The organism is Haloferax sp. Q22 (assembly GCF_001482285.1).
GTDB lineage: Archaea > Halobacteriota > Halobacteria > Halobacteriales > Haloferacaceae > Haloferax.
On sequence record NZ_LOEP01000008.1, the window covers coordinates 1 to 16,312 of the forward strand.

The 16,312-nt window shown below is 67.9% G+C and carries 16 protein-coding genes and 1 pseudogene; 3 read left to right on the forward strand and 14 right to left on the reverse strand.

The features are described 5' to 3' along the window. Window positions 1-80 precede the first annotated feature (80 nt). From AM590_RS02860 to AM590_RS02885, 6 genes and pseudogenes are all read right to left on the reverse strand, one after another. Window positions 81-818, reverse strand: a pseudogene (locus AM590_RS02860) (mechanosensitive ion channel domain-containing protein); the annotation flags it as partial. A 193-nt stretch (window positions 819-1,011) separates the two neighbouring features. After that, window positions 1,012-2,670 carry a tRNA uridine(34) 5-carboxymethylaminomethyl modification radical SAM/GNAT enzyme Elp3 gene (locus AM590_RS02865; RefSeq protein WP_058826131.1) on the reverse strand — a complete coding sequence of 553 codons (1,659 nt, stop codon included), beginning with the start codon at window positions 2,668-2,670 and terminating at the stop codon, window positions 1,012-1,014. Between the two features lie 129 nt (window positions 2,671-2,799). Further along, a complete protein-coding gene (locus tag AM590_RS02870; RefSeq protein ID WP_058826132.1) occupies window positions 2,800-5,013 on the reverse strand; it encodes a DHH family phosphoesterase in 2,214 nt (737 codons plus the stop codon). Window positions 5,014-5,139: 126 nt separating this feature from the next. Beyond that, the gene (locus AM590_RS02875) at window positions 5,140-5,667 is read right to left on the reverse strand and encodes a YIP1 family protein (RefSeq protein ID WP_082677639.1); all 528 of its coding nucleotides are present in this window, start codon (window positions 5,665-5,667) and stop codon (window positions 5,140-5,142) included. An 83-nt stretch (window positions 5,668-5,750) separates the two neighbouring features. Further along, complete coding sequence (locus AM590_RS02880) at window positions 5,751-6,338, reverse strand: thymidine kinase (protein WP_058826134.1); 588 nt, start codon at window positions 6,336-6,338, stop codon at window positions 5,751-5,753. Window positions 6,339-6,456: 118 nt separating this feature from the next. Then, a complete protein-coding gene (locus AM590_RS02885) occupies window positions 6,457-7,035 on the reverse strand; it encodes an NADPH-dependent FMN reductase (protein WP_058826135.1) in 579 nt (192 codons plus the stop codon). Window positions 7,036-7,133: 98 nt separating this feature from the next. On the opposite strand from AM590_RS02885, the gene AM590_RS02890 reads away from it, so the two are divergent. Further along, window positions 7,134-7,475: a DsrE family protein gene (locus tag AM590_RS02890; protein ID WP_058826136.1), complete on the forward strand. Its 342-nt coding sequence runs from the start codon at window positions 7,134-7,136 to the stop codon at window positions 7,473-7,475. Window positions 7,476-7,488: 13 nt separating this feature from the next. Here the strand turns inward: AM590_RS02890 and AM590_RS02895 are convergent, their stop codons facing one another. The 3 genes from AM590_RS02895 to AM590_RS02905 all read right to left on the reverse strand — a co-directional run bounded on the left by AM590_RS02895 (window position 7,489) and on the right by AM590_RS02905 (window position 10,198). Then, window positions 7,489-8,133, reverse strand: a complete 645-nt coding sequence (locus tag AM590_RS02895) for a helix-turn-helix domain-containing protein (protein ID WP_004044712.1) — start codon at window positions 8,131-8,133, stop codon at window positions 7,489-7,491. 34 nt (window positions 8,134-8,167) lie between these two features. Beyond that, window positions 8,168-9,172: an alpha/beta fold hydrolase gene (locus tag AM590_RS02900; protein ID WP_058826137.1), complete on the reverse strand. Its 1,005-nt coding sequence runs from the start codon at window positions 9,170-9,172 to the stop codon at window positions 8,168-8,170. Window positions 9,173-9,280: 108 nt separating this feature from the next. Then, the gene (locus tag AM590_RS02905; protein WP_058826138.1) at window positions 9,281-10,198 is read right to left on the reverse strand and encodes an A/G-specific adenine glycosylase; all 918 of its coding nucleotides are present in this window, start codon (window positions 10,196-10,198) and stop codon (window positions 9,281-9,283) included. A gap of 145 nt (window positions 10,199-10,343) precedes the next feature. Here AM590_RS02905 and AM590_RS02910 point away from each other — a divergent pair, with 145 nt between their 5' ends. After that, window positions 10,344-10,667 carry a hypothetical protein gene (locus AM590_RS02910; RefSeq protein WP_004969267.1) on the forward strand — a complete coding sequence of 108 codons (324 nt, stop codon included), beginning with the start codon at window positions 10,344-10,346 and terminating at the stop codon, window positions 10,665-10,667. Window positions 10,668-10,732: 65 nt separating this feature from the next. Here AM590_RS02910 and AM590_RS02915 read toward each other — a convergent pair whose 3' ends face one another. Further along, complete coding sequence (locus AM590_RS02915) at window positions 10,733-11,170, reverse strand: hypothetical protein (RefSeq protein ID WP_058826139.1); 438 nt, start codon at window positions 11,168-11,170, stop codon at window positions 10,733-10,735. A 90-nt stretch (window positions 11,171-11,260) separates the two neighbouring features. Between AM590_RS02915 and AM590_RS02920 the strand changes: the two genes are divergently transcribed. Next, on the forward strand, window positions 11,261-11,524 hold the full coding sequence (locus AM590_RS02920) for a BolA family protein (RefSeq protein WP_004974320.1): 264 nt from the start codon (window positions 11,261-11,263) through the stop codon (window positions 11,522-11,524). An 89-nt stretch (window positions 11,525-11,613) separates the two neighbouring features. Here AM590_RS02920 and AM590_RS02925 read toward each other — a convergent pair whose 3' ends face one another. The 4 genes from AM590_RS02925 to AM590_RS02940 all read right to left on the reverse strand — a co-directional run bounded on the left by AM590_RS02925 (window position 11,614) and on the right by AM590_RS02940 (window position 16,268). Next, window positions 11,614-12,753, reverse strand: a complete 1,140-nt coding sequence (locus AM590_RS02925; protein ID WP_058826140.1) for an ABC transporter ATP-binding protein — start codon at window positions 12,751-12,753, stop codon at window positions 11,614-11,616. Between the two features lie 93 nt (window positions 12,754-12,846). Beyond that, window positions 12,847-13,806 carry a carbohydrate ABC transporter permease gene (locus AM590_RS02930; protein WP_058826141.1) on the reverse strand — a complete coding sequence of 320 codons (960 nt, stop codon included), beginning with the start codon at window positions 13,804-13,806 and terminating at the stop codon, window positions 12,847-12,849. Continuing rightward, on the reverse strand, window positions 13,803-14,873 hold the full coding sequence (locus tag AM590_RS02935; protein WP_058826142.1) for a carbohydrate ABC transporter permease: 1,071 nt from the start codon (window positions 14,871-14,873) through the stop codon (window positions 13,803-13,805). Before AM590_RS02935 ends, AM590_RS02930 begins: the two co-directional genes overlap by 4 nt. Before the next feature lie 24 nt (window positions 14,874-14,897). Further along, on the reverse strand, window positions 14,898-16,268 hold the full coding sequence (locus tag AM590_RS02940; RefSeq protein ID WP_058826143.1) for an ABC transporter substrate-binding protein: 1,371 nt from the start codon (window positions 16,266-16,268) through the stop codon (window positions 14,898-14,900). Between the last annotated feature and the right edge of the window lie 44 nt (window positions 16,269-16,312).

Genomic DNA, 16,312 nt, shown 5'->3' on the forward strand with positions numbered 1-16,312 from the left:
CTCGTCGTCGCAATCACCAACTACGAACGTGGAGACAATCCGGGAAGTACCGTGATCACGGTGTGAGAACTCTTCTATGACACCCTCTCGGCGTCGTCTATCTCCACCCAGTCGCCGAGTTCGAACGGTCGAGAGAACATCAGCACGAAGCCCGCGATGAGCGACCCGAGGGTCTGTCTCGCGGCCATGCCGACCACGATGCCGAGGAAGCCCGCGCCGACGAGCAGGCCGCCGATTCGGACCTGCCAAACCGTGAGTGCCGCCATCCCGACCGCGAGGAGGACGACCAGTTGGAGGACGCGGAAGACGATGCCCTGCTGGTGGGCGTTGATGTTGTCCGATGCGGTCGCGTAGGAGTCCAGTTTCTCTTCGAGGACGTTCGTCCCGACGAGCGCCCCGGCGAACAGCGCGACCGTGGCCCCGAGTTTGGCGGCGTTCGGCACCGCGACGGCGAGGACCTCGGTGAGGTCCGCGGCGAGGCCGGTGTAGCCCCAGAGGAGCAACAGCGACAGCGTCGCGCCGACGAAGACCGCGAGTTGGAGCGTCCGGACGACGACTGTCGCGGGAAACAGCCACGCCGCGTCGGTGACGGCGTCCGGTACCCGCGGGTGGGCCAGCACCCGCGTTCGGAACTCGGCGGTCGCCCGCGAGACGAGCCGCGGCGCGAGAAAGACCGCGATGCCGAGCGCGAGCGCCACGAGCGCGGCCGAGATACCGAGTCGCTCTTCTGTCGAAACGAACTGTGCGAGCGCCGAGCGGAGGTCCTGAAGCCACGTCGTCGCCTGCCCCTGAACCGCCGCACCCCCCTGAGGTGCCATTCTACCGTGTGCGGTGGGCCAGAAAGTAAAAGCGTGACGGAGCGACACTCAGGAGTGAGAATCGGGCGCGGGAGCCTTCGTCAGCTACAGCCGCTTCGACACGTACGGGCCAGTCCCACCTTTTTCCGAGGCTCGCTACGCTCGCCTCGGAAAAATCTGGACCAAAAACTCGGACCAAAAATCCAGGTACTCCCTACAGCCGCTTCGACACGTACGGGCCGTCCTGGTGGTAGCCGAGTTTCTGCTTGTAGTACTGCCGGACGCCGATACCCGAGATAACCGAAATCTTGTCGTAGCCGGCGTCGCGGGACAGTTCCTCGGCGTGCGCGAGGAGCTTCTTCCCGTAGCCCTTGTGCTGCCAGTCGCCGTCGGCACCGATGCCCGCCTCGGAGCCGTAGACGTGGAGTTCGCGGACGAGCGCCGCGTCCTGAAGCTCGTGGCGGACCGGGTTACCGGGGAACCGGAGGCGACAGAAGCCGACGAGCAGGTCCTCGACGGGGTCCTCGAACGAGATGAAGTGCTCGGTCCCGCCGGCGACCTCGTAGGTCATCACGTCGAGTTCGATGCGCTCTGGGTCCGGGTCGGCCTCGTTCATGCCGACCTCGCGGGCGCGGATGTCCCGCTGGACGATGCCTCGTTCCTCGGCGCGCTGGGCGGCCAGTTGTCGGAGGTTCGACTTCCAGACGCCCGCGTCGATGAAGTCCGCGGGGATGTCCCGCTGGACGCGCTGGAGACGGGTGTACTTCGGAATCATGCCCATGACCTCCGCGACGATGTCGGCTGCCTCCTCGTTGTTCAGCGGTTCGTACTCGTCGCGCCGCCACATGTCGTAGGTGATGGTGTCGCGGACGATGAGCGTCGGGTAGATCTTGAGATAGTCGGGCCGCCAGTCGCTGTTCTCGAACAGTTGGCGGAAGTCCTCCAGACACATCTCCTTGGTCATGCCCGGCTGGCCGGGCATCATGTGGAAGCCGACCTTGAACGCCGAGTCGCGGAGCCGGCGGTTGGCGTCGATGGAGGCCTGCACGCCGTGGCCGCGGTGCATCTCGCGGTTGATGCGCTCGTAGGTCGTCTGGACGCCGACTTCGACCTTCGTCGCGCCCAAATCGAGCATCCGGTCTATCTGCTCGGGGTCGCACCAATCCGGCTTCGTCTCGAAGGTCGTCCCGATGTTGCGGATGTCGTTCGTCTCGTTTTCCGCGATGACGTCCTCGATATACTTGAACTCGACATCCTCGGGGTCGGGTTTGAACGACCGGTCCTCGGCCGGTTCGGGCTCCTTGTCGAGGTCGTAGTCGTTCATGGCTTCGAGCGCCCGCTTGACGAACCACTCCTGGTAGTCGTGGCTCCGGGCGGTCATCGTCCCGCCCATCAAGATGAGTTCGACCTTGTCCACGGGGTGGCCGATATGTCGAAGCTGTTCGAGGCGGAGCGTGACCTGCCCGTAGGGGTCGTAGTCGTTCTGGACACCGCGGGCGGCCGCGGGCTCGTGGCCCGTGTACGACTGCGACGAGGAGAACTCGCTGGCGGGCCCGCCGGGACAGTAGAGGCACTTCCCGTGGGGGCACATGTGCGGCGAGGTCATGATGGCGACCGGCGAGACGCCGGAGGCGGTGCGGACGGGCTTGCGCTGGACGACCTCTTTGACCTCCTCACGGCGGTCTTCCGGGGCGTACTGCAGAATCTCGGTGTTCTTCGGGACTTTCGGCGAGGAGTGTTCCGAACAGGCGTCGAGCTTTGCCGATTCGAGGTCGTCGCGGTCGACGTCGCCCGCGAGGATGCGCTCGACGAGCGCCTCGCAGGTCCGCTCGAACGCTTCGGACTCCGTCTCGGTCTCGGCGCTCACGGACACACCTCCCGTTCGGCGACGTGGTGGCGGTTCATGGGCGCGAATCGGGTCGTTTCGTGGATAAGCGTGTCGCTCGGGAGGCTGGAATACAGCCCTCCGTCGAACCGCGCGAGGAGGAGTCTGGATTGCGGCTTAGAACTGCTCGGCGGCGGCGTCGAGGACGGCTTCGAGCGCCTCGTCGCGCGCGCCGGTCAGGAACTCGATACGACCTTCGCGGATGCCCGCGGCGGCGAGGCCGGCGGCGGGCGCTTTCTCGGCGGCCGACTCGACGACTGCGCGGAGGTCGAGGTCGCCCGTCGAGCGCAGGTAGAGTTCGTCCATGCCGAGCGCGACGGTCACGAAGGCGTCACCCTCGCGAGTGCGGCGGTGGAGTTCGTCCACGAGCAGGCCCGTCGGCGGGAAGTCGAAGCGGTGACTGTAGGCGTCGGAGTCGAGGACGGCCGCGGAGATGGCACCGACATCGCGGCGTTCGAGGTTCGCCTGCGCCGTCTCGATTTCGTCTTCGAGCTTGATGCGGAACTGCTCGGAGACGTGGCCGGCGAGGCCCTCGTCGGCGTCGAACAGCAGGTCGGCGATGAGTTCGCGCTTGTCCTGGTACGACTGGTAGTACGCTTCCAGCGCGACGGCCTCGCGGAGTTCACGGACGCGGTCGGCGTCGAAGCCGTGGGACGCGGCGAGGTCGAGGTACTGCTGCGGGCAGTTCTCCCAGTAGCTGACGGCGGGGAGGTGCGACACGTCGTCGCGGATGTCCTCGTTGACGGCGACAGAAAGCGTGGAGGCGAGCGCGCCGACCGAGAGGTCGCGGGCGTCGGCTCCCTCGCGGGCGGGGTTGACGAGCACGTCGACTTCCTCGGCGACCTCGTCGTCGGCGGGCGCGGCGTCGACGACGACGCGCTCGGAGCCGTAGACGCCGAGCAGGCCGAGACCGTCGAGGGATTCGGCGGTCGAACCGGCACCGAGGAGAAGCACGAGCGGGAGCTTCTCGTCGTGGCGGTCGCGGTCTTCGAGCATCCGCGTCACGTCGTTCGTGGCGGCGTCCATGCCGTAGACGGCCTCCTCAAGCGGGCGACGGGTGAAGTAGTGGTACTCGGCGTCGTCGCGGGGGTGCTCCTCGCGGATGAGTGGGAGCACGGCGCGCTCGACAGCGGCACCGGCGACGTAGCCGTCGGCGGTGGCCGTGTGGCGAACGACGATGGGGCGCGATTCGAGGACGGCGCGGCGGATGGCCTCCGCGGCGTCGAGCAGCGACTTGCCGACGGCGGCGACCGGCTCGTGGGCCGCGAGGGGCGCGACGGCGTCCGGGCGGGCCTCGTCCGAGAGGGCGTCCGCGAGGCGCTGGGCCACGGTGTCGGCCTCGTCGCCGTCGAGAACCGTCAGCTCCTCGGTCTCGATCTGGAGTTCGCCGCGGCGGCGCTCGACCTCGCCGTCGATGCGGACGTAGTCGCCCACTTCGACTTCGGGGTACGCGCGGACGCCGGCCTCGACGAAGGCCGCGCAGTCGGCGATGGCCGTCTCGTCGCGGAGTTCGAACACCGTCGGGCCGCCGGTCTGGCGGACGCTTGCGATTTCGCCCTCGACGCGAATCACGTCGCCGACGCGGTCGTCGATGCTGGCGAGCGTCACGCGCTCTGCCTCGTCAGCGTCGGCGTCAGCCTCGGTCTCGGCTTCCTGCTCGGCGTCGGTGTCGTCCTGCTCGGGCTCCGACTCAGGCTCGGCCTCGCTCTCCGGTTCCGGTTCCGCTTCGACGTCCTGCTCGGACTCGCCGTTGGCGGCGATGTCGTCGACGATGTCGCCGGCGGTCGGCGCGCGGTCCTCGTCTCCGGCGTCGGACTCGGACGCGGCGTCCTGTTCGGGCTCAGATTCGGCTTCCTGTTCGGGTTCCTGTTCGGGTTCGGACTCGGCCGTCTCGGACGACGTGCTCGCGCCGACGGGCTTCGTCGTCTTGCCCGTCTTCGGGCGCGTCTTGACGGTCGCCGGGCCGCTGCTCTCGGCTTCCTGCTCGACGGGCTGGCCGTCGGCGTCGCCGTCGGGGTCGTGGATGCGAGCGCCGCGGAACTCCGAGTCGGACTGGCGAATCGACCAGCCGAGGTCGATGTTGCCGTTGTCGCGGACGTTCTTCACTTGGACGAACACCTCGTCGCCCGGCTCCCATTCGAGGGATTCGAGGCGGCGGTCGAGTTCGCTGCGGTGCAGAAGTCCGGTCACGTTCGAAGCGAGGTCAACGAAGACACCGAAGTCGGCGTACCCGTCGACGGTGCCTTTGTAAAATCGGCCGGGGACGAGCTGGTGGGGGCTATTGCCCCGGAATTCGAACCAGACGTCCTCCTCGTGCGTAATCCAATCCATTGCGTTGAGCAAACAACCCCTAACTAAAACGATTGTCGAAAAACGCTCAGAGGAGAGTAGCGCGTGCACGGGCGAAAAAACGGCGCTCCGTCGGTCAAAACGCGGGAATTCGAGGCGAGGTTCGACTCAGACGAGCGCGAGCGCCGCGGCGAGTTCCGAGAGGGCGCGGAAGCCGCCGAAGGCGTAGCCGAACACCACGCCGGCGGGGACGGCCGCGGCGAGCGCCGCCTTCGGAACCGTCGTCTGGTGGACCTCGCTGATGCCGACGACGAGGAGGGCCGCGCCGTAGACGGCGCACAGCGCGCGGACGCCGGGAATCGGGAGGCTGGCGAAGGCGCACGGCGCGGCGGCGTAGGCGATGACCTGCACCGTCTCGCTCACTCCCGCGCGGCGGGACAAAAGCGGGATGAGAAGCGCCGTCTGGATGGCCGCCGTCAGGTGGAGGAGCGCCGGCGCGACGAACAGCGCGACGACGAGCAGGGCGACGAGCGCGGAGACGAGCGGGCCGCCCTCGATGGCCGGAATCGTCGCCGGCGCGAGGGCGAACCCGAGCCCCTGGTAGACGAGCGCAACCGCGATGGCGAACACCAGTCCGGGCGCTTGGTCGCCGGGCGCGACCCCGTCGCGGAAGAACTGACGAGGGCGGACGACCACGGCGAGCCACGCGCGGAGGAGACCGGTCAGCCCGCGGTCCCGGCCCTCCCGTGGGGTTTCGACCCAAGTAGTCACGCTAGCCTCTAGTCCCGCCGGAGGGTATGACAGTTCCGGCACCGCGCCTCGTAGGACTCCTCCGCGCCGACGAGGATGGTCGGGTCGTCAACGTGGGCCGGCTCGCCGTCGATGAGCCGCTGGTTCCGGGTCGCCGGCTCGCCGCAGATGGTGCAGATGGCCTGAAGCTTATCCACGTACTCGGCGAGCGCCATCAGTTGGGGGACCGGTTCGAACGGTTCGGCGCGGAACGTCTGGTCGGTCCCCGAGACGAGGACGCGCTTGCCGTCGGCGGCCAGCGCCTCGCACACGTCGACCAGCTCGGCCGAGAAGAAGTTCGCCTCGTCGATGGCGACCACGTCCTCGCCGTTGAGTTCCTCGGCGATTTGCCAGACGCCCTCGCCTTCGGAGGGGACGACGCTCGCCTCCCACGAGCGCCCGGCGTGAGAGCCGACCGTCGTCTCGCCGTAGCGGTCGTCGAGTTGGGGTTTGAACACCGAGATCTCCTGTCCCGCGATTTCGGCCCGGCGGAGGCGTCGAAGGAGCTCCTCCGTCTTCCCCGAGAACATAGAGCCGGAGATGACCTCTATCCATCCGCTCTGCGTGATGGCGTGCATATCCTGACTGGGGGACGAGGAGGGTCAAAACGATTGTTCATCTGCCGCGACGGTCGGGAGTCGAGACGGGTCGGCCCACCGAACCGTCGCCGCGTTCGAAACAGCGCGTGACGGCGGCTCAGTCGTCCGCTCCGACGTTCTCGCCGCTTTCGAACGTCGGCGGCTCGGGCTCGATGTTGGCGTAGACGACCGCGTCGCGGCCGAGTCGCTCGACCCGCTTGCGCAGGTCCTCGCTCGCGAGGTCGTCGCCGTCGAACGACGAGGTGACACGGGGAATCGCGACCTGATGGGGGAGCACCCACGAGTTCAGCGACCGGCAGACCGACCGGAGGTGTTCGAGGGCGGTCACGGGGAACGAGCCGCCGGCGACGGCGAGGAGGCCCACGGTCTTCTCGCCGAACTCGTCGAAGCCGCAGTAGTCGAGGGCGTTCTTGAGGACGCCGGAGTACGAGCCGTGGTAGACCGGCGTGCCGAGGATGACCGCGTCCGCGCCGTCGACGACGCGGCGGAGTTCGGCCGAATCCCCTTGCTCGTCGTAGTCGGCATCGAGCGGCGGAAGGTCGTACTCGCGGAGGTCCACGAGTTCCGTCGTACCGCCGGCGGCCGACGCACCGGCGAGAGCGTGTTCGAGCGCCAATCTGGTGTAGCTGTGGTCGCGGAGACTGCCGCAGATGGCGACTACGTGTGGCTGCGTCATACCCTGTATCTCCGAGAGCGCCGTGAAAATCTCGTCGGCCGCACTCGGCCGTGCTGGACGGACACAACACACAGGGACCCAGGGTGCGAAAACCAACCGTGAACGTCGTCTTCCACGTCTCCAGCGCCGACCTCGGCGACTGGCGGCACGCCATCCGCAACGTCCGAAACCTGCTCGACGACGAGACGGTCGAGACGGGCGAGGTCACGCTCCTCGCCAACGGCGACGCGGCGCTCCTCTTTCTCGCCGACTCGCCCGTCCGCGACCGCCTCGACCCGCTGTTCGAGGCCGGCGTTCGCTGTTGCGCCTGTCGGAACTCCCTCGATGGCCGCGGCATCGACACCGACCAACTGGCCGACGGCGTCGAGGTCGTTCCCTCGGGCGTCGGCGAACTCGTGACGCGACAGGCCGCGGGCGACGCCTATCTGAAGGTGCCGTAAGCGTCGGCGCGCGTCACCCCGAACCGACGAACTCCCGGAGCACCGTCGCCTCGGCCTTTCGGAGTAGCTCGCCGGCCGTACTCGTCGAGCAGTCGAGCGCGTCGGCCACGTCTGCGACCGACCCCTCGCGGGGGATTTCGTAGTAGCCGGTCGAGACCGCGGTCTCCAGCGCGGCCCGCTGTCGGTCGGTGAGCTGCGAGGGAGACCGCCGCCGGTCGAAGGGTTGCACGCGCTCGACCGTGAGGTCGCCGAGCGCTGCGATGTCGTCGTAAAACGCGCTGAGCGCCGACACCTCCCCGACCGCCTCGAACCGGACGGATCCGGTGGCGTGGAACACCACCGGCGGGAGGAAGATCACCCGCGAGTCGGCGATGACTCCGAGAAGCGGGTCCGCGAACTCGTAGTCGCGCTGGTGGAGGAAGCCGTAGGTCCCCTCCGCGCCCTCGACGAAGTGCGCCCGAACGAGCGAATCGACGCCCGAAACGAGCGCGTCGGCCGCGTCTCGGTCGCCGTCGAACCAGAACAGCGTCGTCGCGTCGGCCGTCGGACTCCACATCAACAGCTCCGCCCGGTCGACCGGCGAGTCGCGCATCATCCCGCGCTGGAGCGGGTGGACCAGTCGGTCCGGGTAGTCGACCGAGAACTGGGCGTGTTTCATTCCGTTTCGACCGACCGTTTTTCGGTCCGGTATATCAAACGCGGTGGTGCGATTCGGCGGCGGCGGTCGACCCCGGAGAGGCGTCCGAAGCATCCGGGTCGAGCGACCCCGCGGCACGGCACTGTTCGTCCAGCGCGTCGGGGACGCTCCGGAGAAGCGTCCGGAGGTGATCTGCGCCGCGCACCTCTCGAAGCCGCGCGCCGGATATCTCGGATTCGAGGCGTCTCGCGCCGGCTATCGGGACGTTCGTGTCGGCGTCGCCGTGCCACAGAGACACGTCGGCCTCGATGTCGTCGAAGGGAATCCCCCACGGCGCGGCCGCGGCCCGGAAGTCGTCGACTACGCCCCGCCGCGAGCGACTGACCCCTGCAACGAAGTCGTCTCGCACCACTGCGGCGACCCCCTCTGGAACCGCTCCGGCCGCGTCGTCGGCCGTGTACTGCGCGACGACGACCGAGGGGTCGAGTCTGTCGGCGAGCCACGCCTGTCCGCGGAAGAGATAGCCGAGGAGCGCCGGCACGTTCGTCGCCAGCCACGACAGGAGTCGTTGCGTGCCGGGCGTCTCCTCGCGCGCTCCCGGGGGAACCGCCCCCGCGACGACGCTCACGTGCCGAACCCTGTCCGGCCGCGCCGACGCGACAGCCAACGCGTCGCGGCTCCCACCGGAGAACGCGACGACCCCCGCCGATTGCGCGCCGATGTCGTCGAGAAGCGCATCGAAGAAGTCCGCGGGTGCAAGTGCCGCGGACCGCTGGCTCGACTCGCCCGATTCCTCGGGTATCGGGCGCGGCGACGACAGCCCGTAGCCGGGTCTGTCGGGCGCGAGGACTCTGATTCCGCGCTCCTCGGCCGGCGCGTCGAACAGCGCCCCGAGCAGGCGCGACCCCGGCGCGCCGTGGAGAAACACGACCGGGATGCCGTCGGAATCGCCGTACTCGGCGTATGCGAATCGCCCTCCGCCGTCCAGCGCGAGGGTCTTCGCTTCGGCGGACTCCGCGGCTTCGCGAGGGTCGAACGACGACGCGTCGCGTGTTGCCATCGGGTGTACGTAGTCGGAACCGAGGGGTGCGACTGCTGCCGGACTAGTCCGGTGGGATAAATACGGGCGACGAGACAACCGCGGCGAGCGCCATCAACGGAGCGCGGGCTACTTCGCCAGCGAGACGCGGACGCCGTCGTCGCCCTCCGCGACATCGACCAACCCGTCGGATTCGAGGTCGTCTACGAGGCCGCGAAGCCACTCTGTACCGGTGTCGCCGCCGTAATCGACGCGGACTCGCGGCCCCAACTCCGAGAGGCCGAGTTCGTCGTACTCGCCGAGAATCCTGACGACCCGGCCGCGGAACTGCCGCCGACTCCCTTCGAAACTCGGCTGGGTCGGCACGTCGGGCGCGGTGAAGTCACCCGTCTCGTAGGCGTGACAGAACTGCCGCCACGGACAGCCGGACTCGTCGCAGGTGGGCGTCTTCCCGCAGGCGACCCCGCCGAGTTCCATGATGGCGTTGTTCCAGACGCGGGACTCGCCGTCGGGCATGAGTTCCGAGGCGGCGGCCTCGAACGCCGCGTCGTCGTCGGGGACCGCGAAGGCGCGATGGAGGACCCGCTTAACGTTGGTATCGACCACCGCGTCGCCGTTGTTGAACGCGAAGGAAGCGACCGCGTTGGCGGTGTAGGGGCCGACGCCCATCAGTTCCGAGAGGCCGTCGGGCGTCCGGGGGAACTCGCCGCCGTGGTCCTCTTCGACCTGCCGGGCGGCCTCGTGGAGGTACTTCGCGCGGTTGTTGTAGCCCAGTCGGTGGTTCGTCCAGAAGCCCACCACGTCGGCGCGGTCGGCCGCCGCGAGGTCGGCCGTCGTCGGCCACTCGTCGAGGAACGCCTCCCACGCCTCGACCACGCGGCCGAGTTGGGTCTGCTGGCTCATCACCTCGGAGACGAGAATCTCGTAGGGGTCGTCGGTGCGCCGCCACGGGAAGTCCCGGTGGTCGGCCTCGTACCACTCGGTGAGCGCGGACTGGACTGCTTCGCGGTCGAGGTCGGCGGGGAGTTCGGACGGCGCGTCACTCATCGCCCCGGCTTGGGACGGCCCGCGTTTAGCCGTGGCGATGCCGGAGCGTCGGGGCGACTACAGCCAACGGGCGACTGTGTCTCTGCACGACGGACCGCTACCGCGGTCGAAACGCGTATCCCCGTGACGGCCCCATCGCCGGGCGATGACGCTCGACGAACTCACAGACGACGTTGACGCGGCCTACGGAGACCTCGGCGACAGCCTCGACGTGTCGCTCGACCGCGAGACGCGACACGAACTCGCCATGCTCGTCGCCCTGTTCGACCCCGACGACGCGGACGAACTCGTCCGCCGGGCGGTCCACGCGCTGTTCCAGTCGGAACTCGACCGCGGCCAACTCGACTTCCACCTCCGGCAGGGCTACGACGTGACCTACGACGAGTACCTCGCGGGGATGACCTACGAGGAGATGACCGGGCAGTCACAGGCCCCGCCGCGGGACGACGTGCGCCGCTACCAGATGTAACCGCGGGCGAGACCGACACGCCGGGTGACGAAGCGCGCTCCGCGGTCGAGACGCAGCGACTCGGCTCAGACGATTTCGGCTTCGATTTCGACGCCGTCGATGCGGCGGTAGCGGTGGTCCCCGTCGTCGCCGTCGCGGACGACTTCGAACGTCCGGAGGAGCACCACCAGTCGCTCCTCGCCGAGGTTGGCGCGGAGGACGACGCCCTCGCCGGTGACGACCACGTACGGCGGGGACGCGACGGGCGGCGCAGCCATCGGTCTGCCGGTGGCCGTCACCGCGTCGGCGAGCGCCCGCGGGAGGCGAGAAAGCGCGCCGGAACCGTCGAGAGCGCGCCTGAACGGCGGCATGACGCGCTCGCGGTCCGCCACGGAGTCGCCGTCCCACTCCGCGGCGACGGCGGTGGCGCATTGGCCGACGACGGTCAGCAGTCGCTCGTGTTCGTCGCGGAGCACGCGAGCGGCCTCCTCGGCGAGTCCGTCGTGAGATGTCACGTCAGTCACGAACCGAGGTGGGTCGTCACCGGATAAAAACCTCCGCGAGTGCGCCCGGTTCCCGGACGCTTTTTGCCGGCGCGGGCCGCCAGTACGCACATGGAACTCGCCGCCATCGAGGAACTCATCGAATCGCACATCGAGGACGCCGACGCGACGGTCTCGCGGCCGCGAACGGTCGACGAGAACCACGAGGATGACCACTACGCCGCCGTCGTCGTCTCGCCCGCCTTCGAGGGGAAGTCGCTGGTCAAGCAGCACCAACTCGTCTACGACGCCCTCGGCGACCACATGACGACTGACATCCACGCGATGGAACTGAAGACGTACACGCCCGAAGAGTACGCGGCGCTGGAGGAGTGAGCGAACCGCCGCGAGCGACGAACTGAGGAAAAGGGACCGGACCGAAAAGCGACCGACTGACTGAACCCGACCGAACCTGAACGGCCCGCTCAGAGGTTCGCTTCCGGCGCGTCGAGGTCGGCCGACTCTAACGACCGGTTCTGGAGCGTCTCGCCGGTGGTCGCGTCGAACAGGTGAACCGCGTCCTCGGGGATGCGGGCGACGACGGACTCACCGGCTTCGACCCGGCGCATGCCGCCGACGGTGGCGACGAAGCGGCGCTCGCCGCCGAGGTCGAGGTAGACCGCGTTCTCGTTACCCATCGGTTCGACCACGTCGACGGTCGTCTCGTAAGCGTGGTCCGCGGCCGCGTCGCCAATGACTTCGACGTCCTCGGGACGGATGCCGAGCGTGACGCGCTCCGAGCCCTCGACCGCCTCCGCGGACTTCGCGGAGAGGTCGTAGGAAAAGGCGTCGCCGACGAGTTCGTCGCCCTGCACGTCCATCTCGAAGAAGTTCATCGACGGCTCGCCGATGAAGCCCGCGACGAAGCGATTCGCCGGCCGGTGGTACGCCTCCAGCGGCGTGGCGACCTGCTGGAGTTCGCCGTCGTTGAGGATGGCGATGCGGTCGCCCATCGTCATCGCCTCCGTCTGGTCGTGGGTGACGTAGACGGTGGTGACGCCGAGGTCCTCCTGGAGGCGCTGGAGTTCGGTCCGCATCTGCGAGCGGAGCTTCGCGTCCAGGTTGGACAGCGGTTCGTCCATCAGGAACACCTCGGGGTCGCGCACGATTGCGCGGCCGAGGGCGACCCGCTGTTGCTGGCCGCCGGAGAGTTCGCCGGGCTTGCGGTCGAGCAGGTCGCCGATGCCGAGCATGGACGACGTCTCCTCGACGAGTTCGTCGATGTCGGCGTCGGCCATGTTGGTCGACTCCTCCAGCCCGAAGCGCATGTTCCCGCGGACGGTCATGTGGGGGTACAGCGCGTACGACTGGAACACCATCGCGATGTCCCGGTCGCGCGGCGGGCGGTTGTCCATCCGGTCGTCGCCGAGGCGAATCTCGCCCTCGGAGACGGTCTCCAGCCCCGCAATCATGCGGAGCGTGGTCGATTTGCCGCACCCCGAGGGACCGACGAGAACGAGGAACTCGCCGTCCTCGATGGTCACGGAGGCGTCGTCGACGGCGACGACTTTGGATCCGCCGTCGTCGAAGAACTTCGATACGTGGTCGAGCGTGAGGTCAGCCATGGGTCTGTGTGCGTGTCGTGGTGGTCGTCTGCGATGCGACGAGAGGGGTGCGACGGGTGCGGCAGGTGCCGAACGCGCCGCGTGCGAGTCGGCTCATGTGTTGCCCGCAACCCCCTTCGCGAACTTGTCCCCGAACAGGACGTAGACGAGCAACGTCGGCAGGGCGGCGACGAACGCGCCGGCCATCTGCGTGTTGAACGTCTGGATGATGCCGCCGGTCAGTTCGTTGAGCGCGATGGTCGCCACCGCCGCGGGGCCAGACCCCGAGGGGATGATAATGAGCGCGAACAGCAGGTCGTTCCAGACCTGCGTGAACTGGTAGATGAGGGTCACCGCGAACATCGGCATCGAAAGCGGGAGCACGATGCGGCGGTAGACGGTGAACGCGCCCGCTCCGTCGAGGCGGGCGGCCTCCAGCATCTCCGTCGAGAGCTTCTTGTAGTAGCCTCGGAACAGCAGCGTCGTGATAGGAATCCCGTACGCCGTGTGGGTGATGATGAGGTTGATGATGCTCGCGTAGTGCGGGTGCGTGGCGAGTTCGACCGTCCCGAGGACGGGTACCTGCGCCGAGAACACCGTGATGTCGAGAACCGGCGCGAGCAACGACTGCGTGTCCACGATGGCCCAGAGCCGCGACAGCGGGATGAGAACCGCCTGGTACGGGATGAAGATGCCCGCGATGAACAGCGCGACGACGCCGAGTTGGCCGCGCCACTCGAAGTTCGTGAGGCCGTACGCCGCGAAACTGCCGAACAGCGCCGACAGCACCGTCGCCGGCACGGCCAGCATGATGCTGTTGAGGATGGCCGACGACAGCGTGTCGAGGGCGACGCCGAACGGTTCGAGCGTGAAGCCTTCGACCGTCGGCGGCACGAACGGCGGCGACGTGGCGAACTCGGCTTCGGTCTTCAGCGCGGTCATCAGCCCCGATTCGAGGGGCGACAGGTAGAACGCCACCAGCCCGACGAGCGTCGCGTAGAGGGCGACGCGCAGCGGGTCGACGGCTTCGAGGTCGACGCCGACTCGCTCTGCGAGGTCGTCGCGGACGCTCATAGTTCACCCCGCCGGTACTCGCCGTAGAGGTACGGCGCGACCACGGTCAGTGCCACGAGGAACAGGATCACGGCGATGGCGGAGCCGTAGGCCCACTGGTTGGCGGAGAACGCCTGTCGGTACATCATCGTCGAGAGGATGTCCGCCGTCGGCCCGGGGTTGCTCCCGAACAGGACGTACAGGAAGTCGAACGCCTTGAGCGCGAACACCATGAGGACGACCGCGGCGCTCACCGTCGAGGCGCGGAGTTGCGGCAGGATGACCCGCCGGTACATCCGCAGGATGGACGCGCCGTCGACCCGCGCGGCCTCGTACTGGTCGTTCGGAATCGCGCGGAGCCCCGCGAGGTAGACGACCATCGCGTAGCCGCTGAACTGCCAGAGCAGCGCGAAGATGACCGCGAACAGCTTGAAGTAGAACGTGTCGGGGACGAGCGGTATCGCCCCGAGCGCGCCCGTGTCGATGCTGCCGGTGAGCCACTTCGACGCGACGAAGTCGAGGCCGATACTCCGCAGGGAGGCGTTGATGAGCCCCGAATCGAAGTTGTACATCCACCGCCAGAACACCGCCGTCACGACGAACGACAGGCTGAACGGCAGGAGGTAGATGGTGCGGAACCAGTTTTCGAACCGGATGCCGCGGTCGACGAGGATGGCGAGGCCGAGCCCCCCGGCCAGCGAGAGGCCGGTAAACGAGATGAGGAGCACGAACGTGTTTCGGGTGGCGATCCAGAACTGGCCGTCCGAGAAGGCCCGCCGGTACATCTCCAGGTCGAACGTCGAGGGGTCGTACGTCGGCAGTGTGAGCCCGCCGAAGTCGGTGAAGGAGATGACGATGTTCCAGCTGATAGCGCCGTAGACGAAAAAGCCCATCAGCAGGAACGGCGGGAGCCAAAACGGCGCGGAGCGGACCGCGTCGCTCTCGCGGAGCGACGACAACGCCGACCCGAGGTCGGGGGCGTCCCCGGCCGTTTCACTCCCCGCGGCGGCCGTCCCGCCGTCGGTTCGAACCGGCTGGCCGTCGTCTCGCAGACGGTCCAGGAGTCGCTTGAGGATGTGTGATGACATAATCGGAAATGGGGGAGTGCTCCCTTACTGGAACGCCGACTGGATGGCGCTGTAGGCCGCCTCCACGTCGTAGCTGGAGATGAACGAGGCCATCGCGTCCTCGAACGCGGTGAGCGCGTCGGGGGCGACGGCGAGGCCGTGCTGAATCGACAGCGGCTGGGCCTCGGAGTTGGAGAAGTCGTCCATCTGGTTCTGGAGGAACGGCCCGAAGGCGTCCTGCGGCACGTCGGTCCGCGGCGGGATGGAGCCCTTCTTCGGGTTGAACCGCTCTTGGGCGTCGACCGAGCCGACGTAGCGGAGGAACGCCTTCGTCGCCTCGGGGGACGGGTTGTTCGTCGGCATCGGGAACGAGTCCATGTTGAGCGAGTAGAGTCCCTCAGTGCCCGGGAACGCGACGTGGTCCCAGTTGGTCTCGTACTCGAAGTCGTCCTGTGCGCGGTACATTCCCGCCGCCCAGTCACCCTGGTGGAAGAACGCCGCGTCGCCCGAGATGACCTTCGAGTTGGCGTCCTGCCACGAGATGGACCCGGCGTCGTTCGGGTAGTACTCGGAGTACTGCTTGACGATGTCGAGCGAGTCGCGGACGGCGTCCGCGTTGGCCTCGACGTTGCCGGCGGTCACGTCGGCGTACACGTCTGCGCCGTACTCGCCGAGGAGCACCTGCGCCCAGAGCTGGCCGGTCGACCACGCGGAGTTCGTCTGCTGAGCCATCCCGACGTAGCCCGCCTCGTCGACGGTCGCCATCGCGTCCACGAGGGCGCTCGGCGAGTCGATGCTCGCGGGGTCGACGCCCGCGTCCTCGACGACCTCGACGTTGTAAAAGAGGTTGTTGAGGCGGTGGATGTTCAGCGGGACCGAAACGTAGTTACCGGCCGGCTGAGCCGCCTCTTGGGGGCCGTCGAGGTAGGCGTTCTTCATGTCGTTGTGGCCCCAGACGGACTCCTCGATGTCCTCCAGTTTGTCGGCGTCCGTGAAGGGCTGGAGGTTCGCGCCGGGCCACGCCTGCCACGTGCTCGGCGGGTCGTTGTTCAGGATGCGCTTTTTGATGACCGCGCGGAGATTTTGGCCAGCGCCGCCCGCGACGGGGTTCTCCGTGAGTTCGATGTCCGGGTACTGCTCGCTGAAGCCTTCGAGGAGTGCCTGCACCGCGGCACCGCCGTCGCCGCCGGTCCACCAGTGCTGCACTTCGAGCGCGTTGTACTCCGTCGAGGAGTCGGAGTCGTCACCGCTCGTCTCCTCGGTGCTCTCGGAGTCGCCGGAACCGTCCGTGGACTCCGTCGTCGACTCTCTGCCGCCGCCGGTACAGCCCGCGAGGAAGGTCGCGGCTCCGGCACCGCCGGCGAGTTTGAGATACGTGCGTCGAGAAACGTCGTCCGAATCGGGTGTGTCAGTCATGATTGTTGGTCCGTGACAAGTCCAGCCAATGAATTTTACACGAT

Excerpts from the sequence above, each read along its gene's own strand:
- AM590_RS02870 (WP_058826132.1), bottom strand. The coding sequence starts at position 5,013 with ATGGATTGGATTACGCACGAGGAGGACGTCTGGTTCGAATTCCGGGGC.
- AM590_RS02880 (WP_058826134.1), bottom strand. The coding sequence starts at position 6,338 with ATGCACGCCATCACGCAGAGCGGATGGATAGAGGTCATCTCCGGCTCT.
- AM590_RS02885 (WP_058826135.1), bottom strand. The coding sequence starts at position 7,035 with ATGACGCAGCCACACGTAGTCGCCATCTGCGGCAGTCTCCGCGACCAC.
- AM590_RS02895 (WP_004044712.1), bottom strand. The coding sequence starts at position 8,133 with ATGAAACACGCCCAGTTCTCGGTCGACTACCCGGACCGACTGGTCCAC.
- AM590_RS02900 (WP_058826137.1), bottom strand. The coding sequence starts at position 9,172 with ATGGCAACACGCGACGCGTCGTCGTTCGACCCTCGCGAAGCCGCGGAG.
- AM590_RS02905 (WP_058826138.1), bottom strand. The coding sequence starts at position 10,198 with ATGAGTGACGCGCCGTCCGAACTCCCCGCCGACCTCGACCGCGAAGCA.
- AM590_RS02910 (WP_004969267.1), top strand. The coding sequence starts at position 10,344 with ATGACGCTCGACGAACTCACAGACGACGTTGACGCGGCCTACGGAGAC.
- AM590_RS02920 (WP_004974320.1), top strand. The coding sequence starts at position 11,261 with ATGGAACTCGCCGCCATCGAGGAACTCATCGAATCGCACATCGAGGAC.
- AM590_RS02925 (WP_058826140.1), bottom strand. The coding sequence starts at position 12,753 with ATGGCTGACCTCACGCTCGACCACGTATCGAAGTTCTTCGACGACGGC.
- AM590_RS02930 (WP_058826141.1), bottom strand. The coding sequence starts at position 13,806 with ATGAGCGTCCGCGACGACCTCGCAGAGCGAGTCGGCGTCGACCTCGAA.
- AM590_RS02935 (WP_058826142.1), bottom strand. The coding sequence starts at position 14,873 with ATGTCATCACACATCCTCAAGCGACTCCTGGACCGTCTGCGAGACGAC.
- AM590_RS02940 (WP_058826143.1), bottom strand. The coding sequence starts at position 16,268 with ATGACTGACACACCCGATTCGGACGACGTTTCTCGACGCACGTATCTC.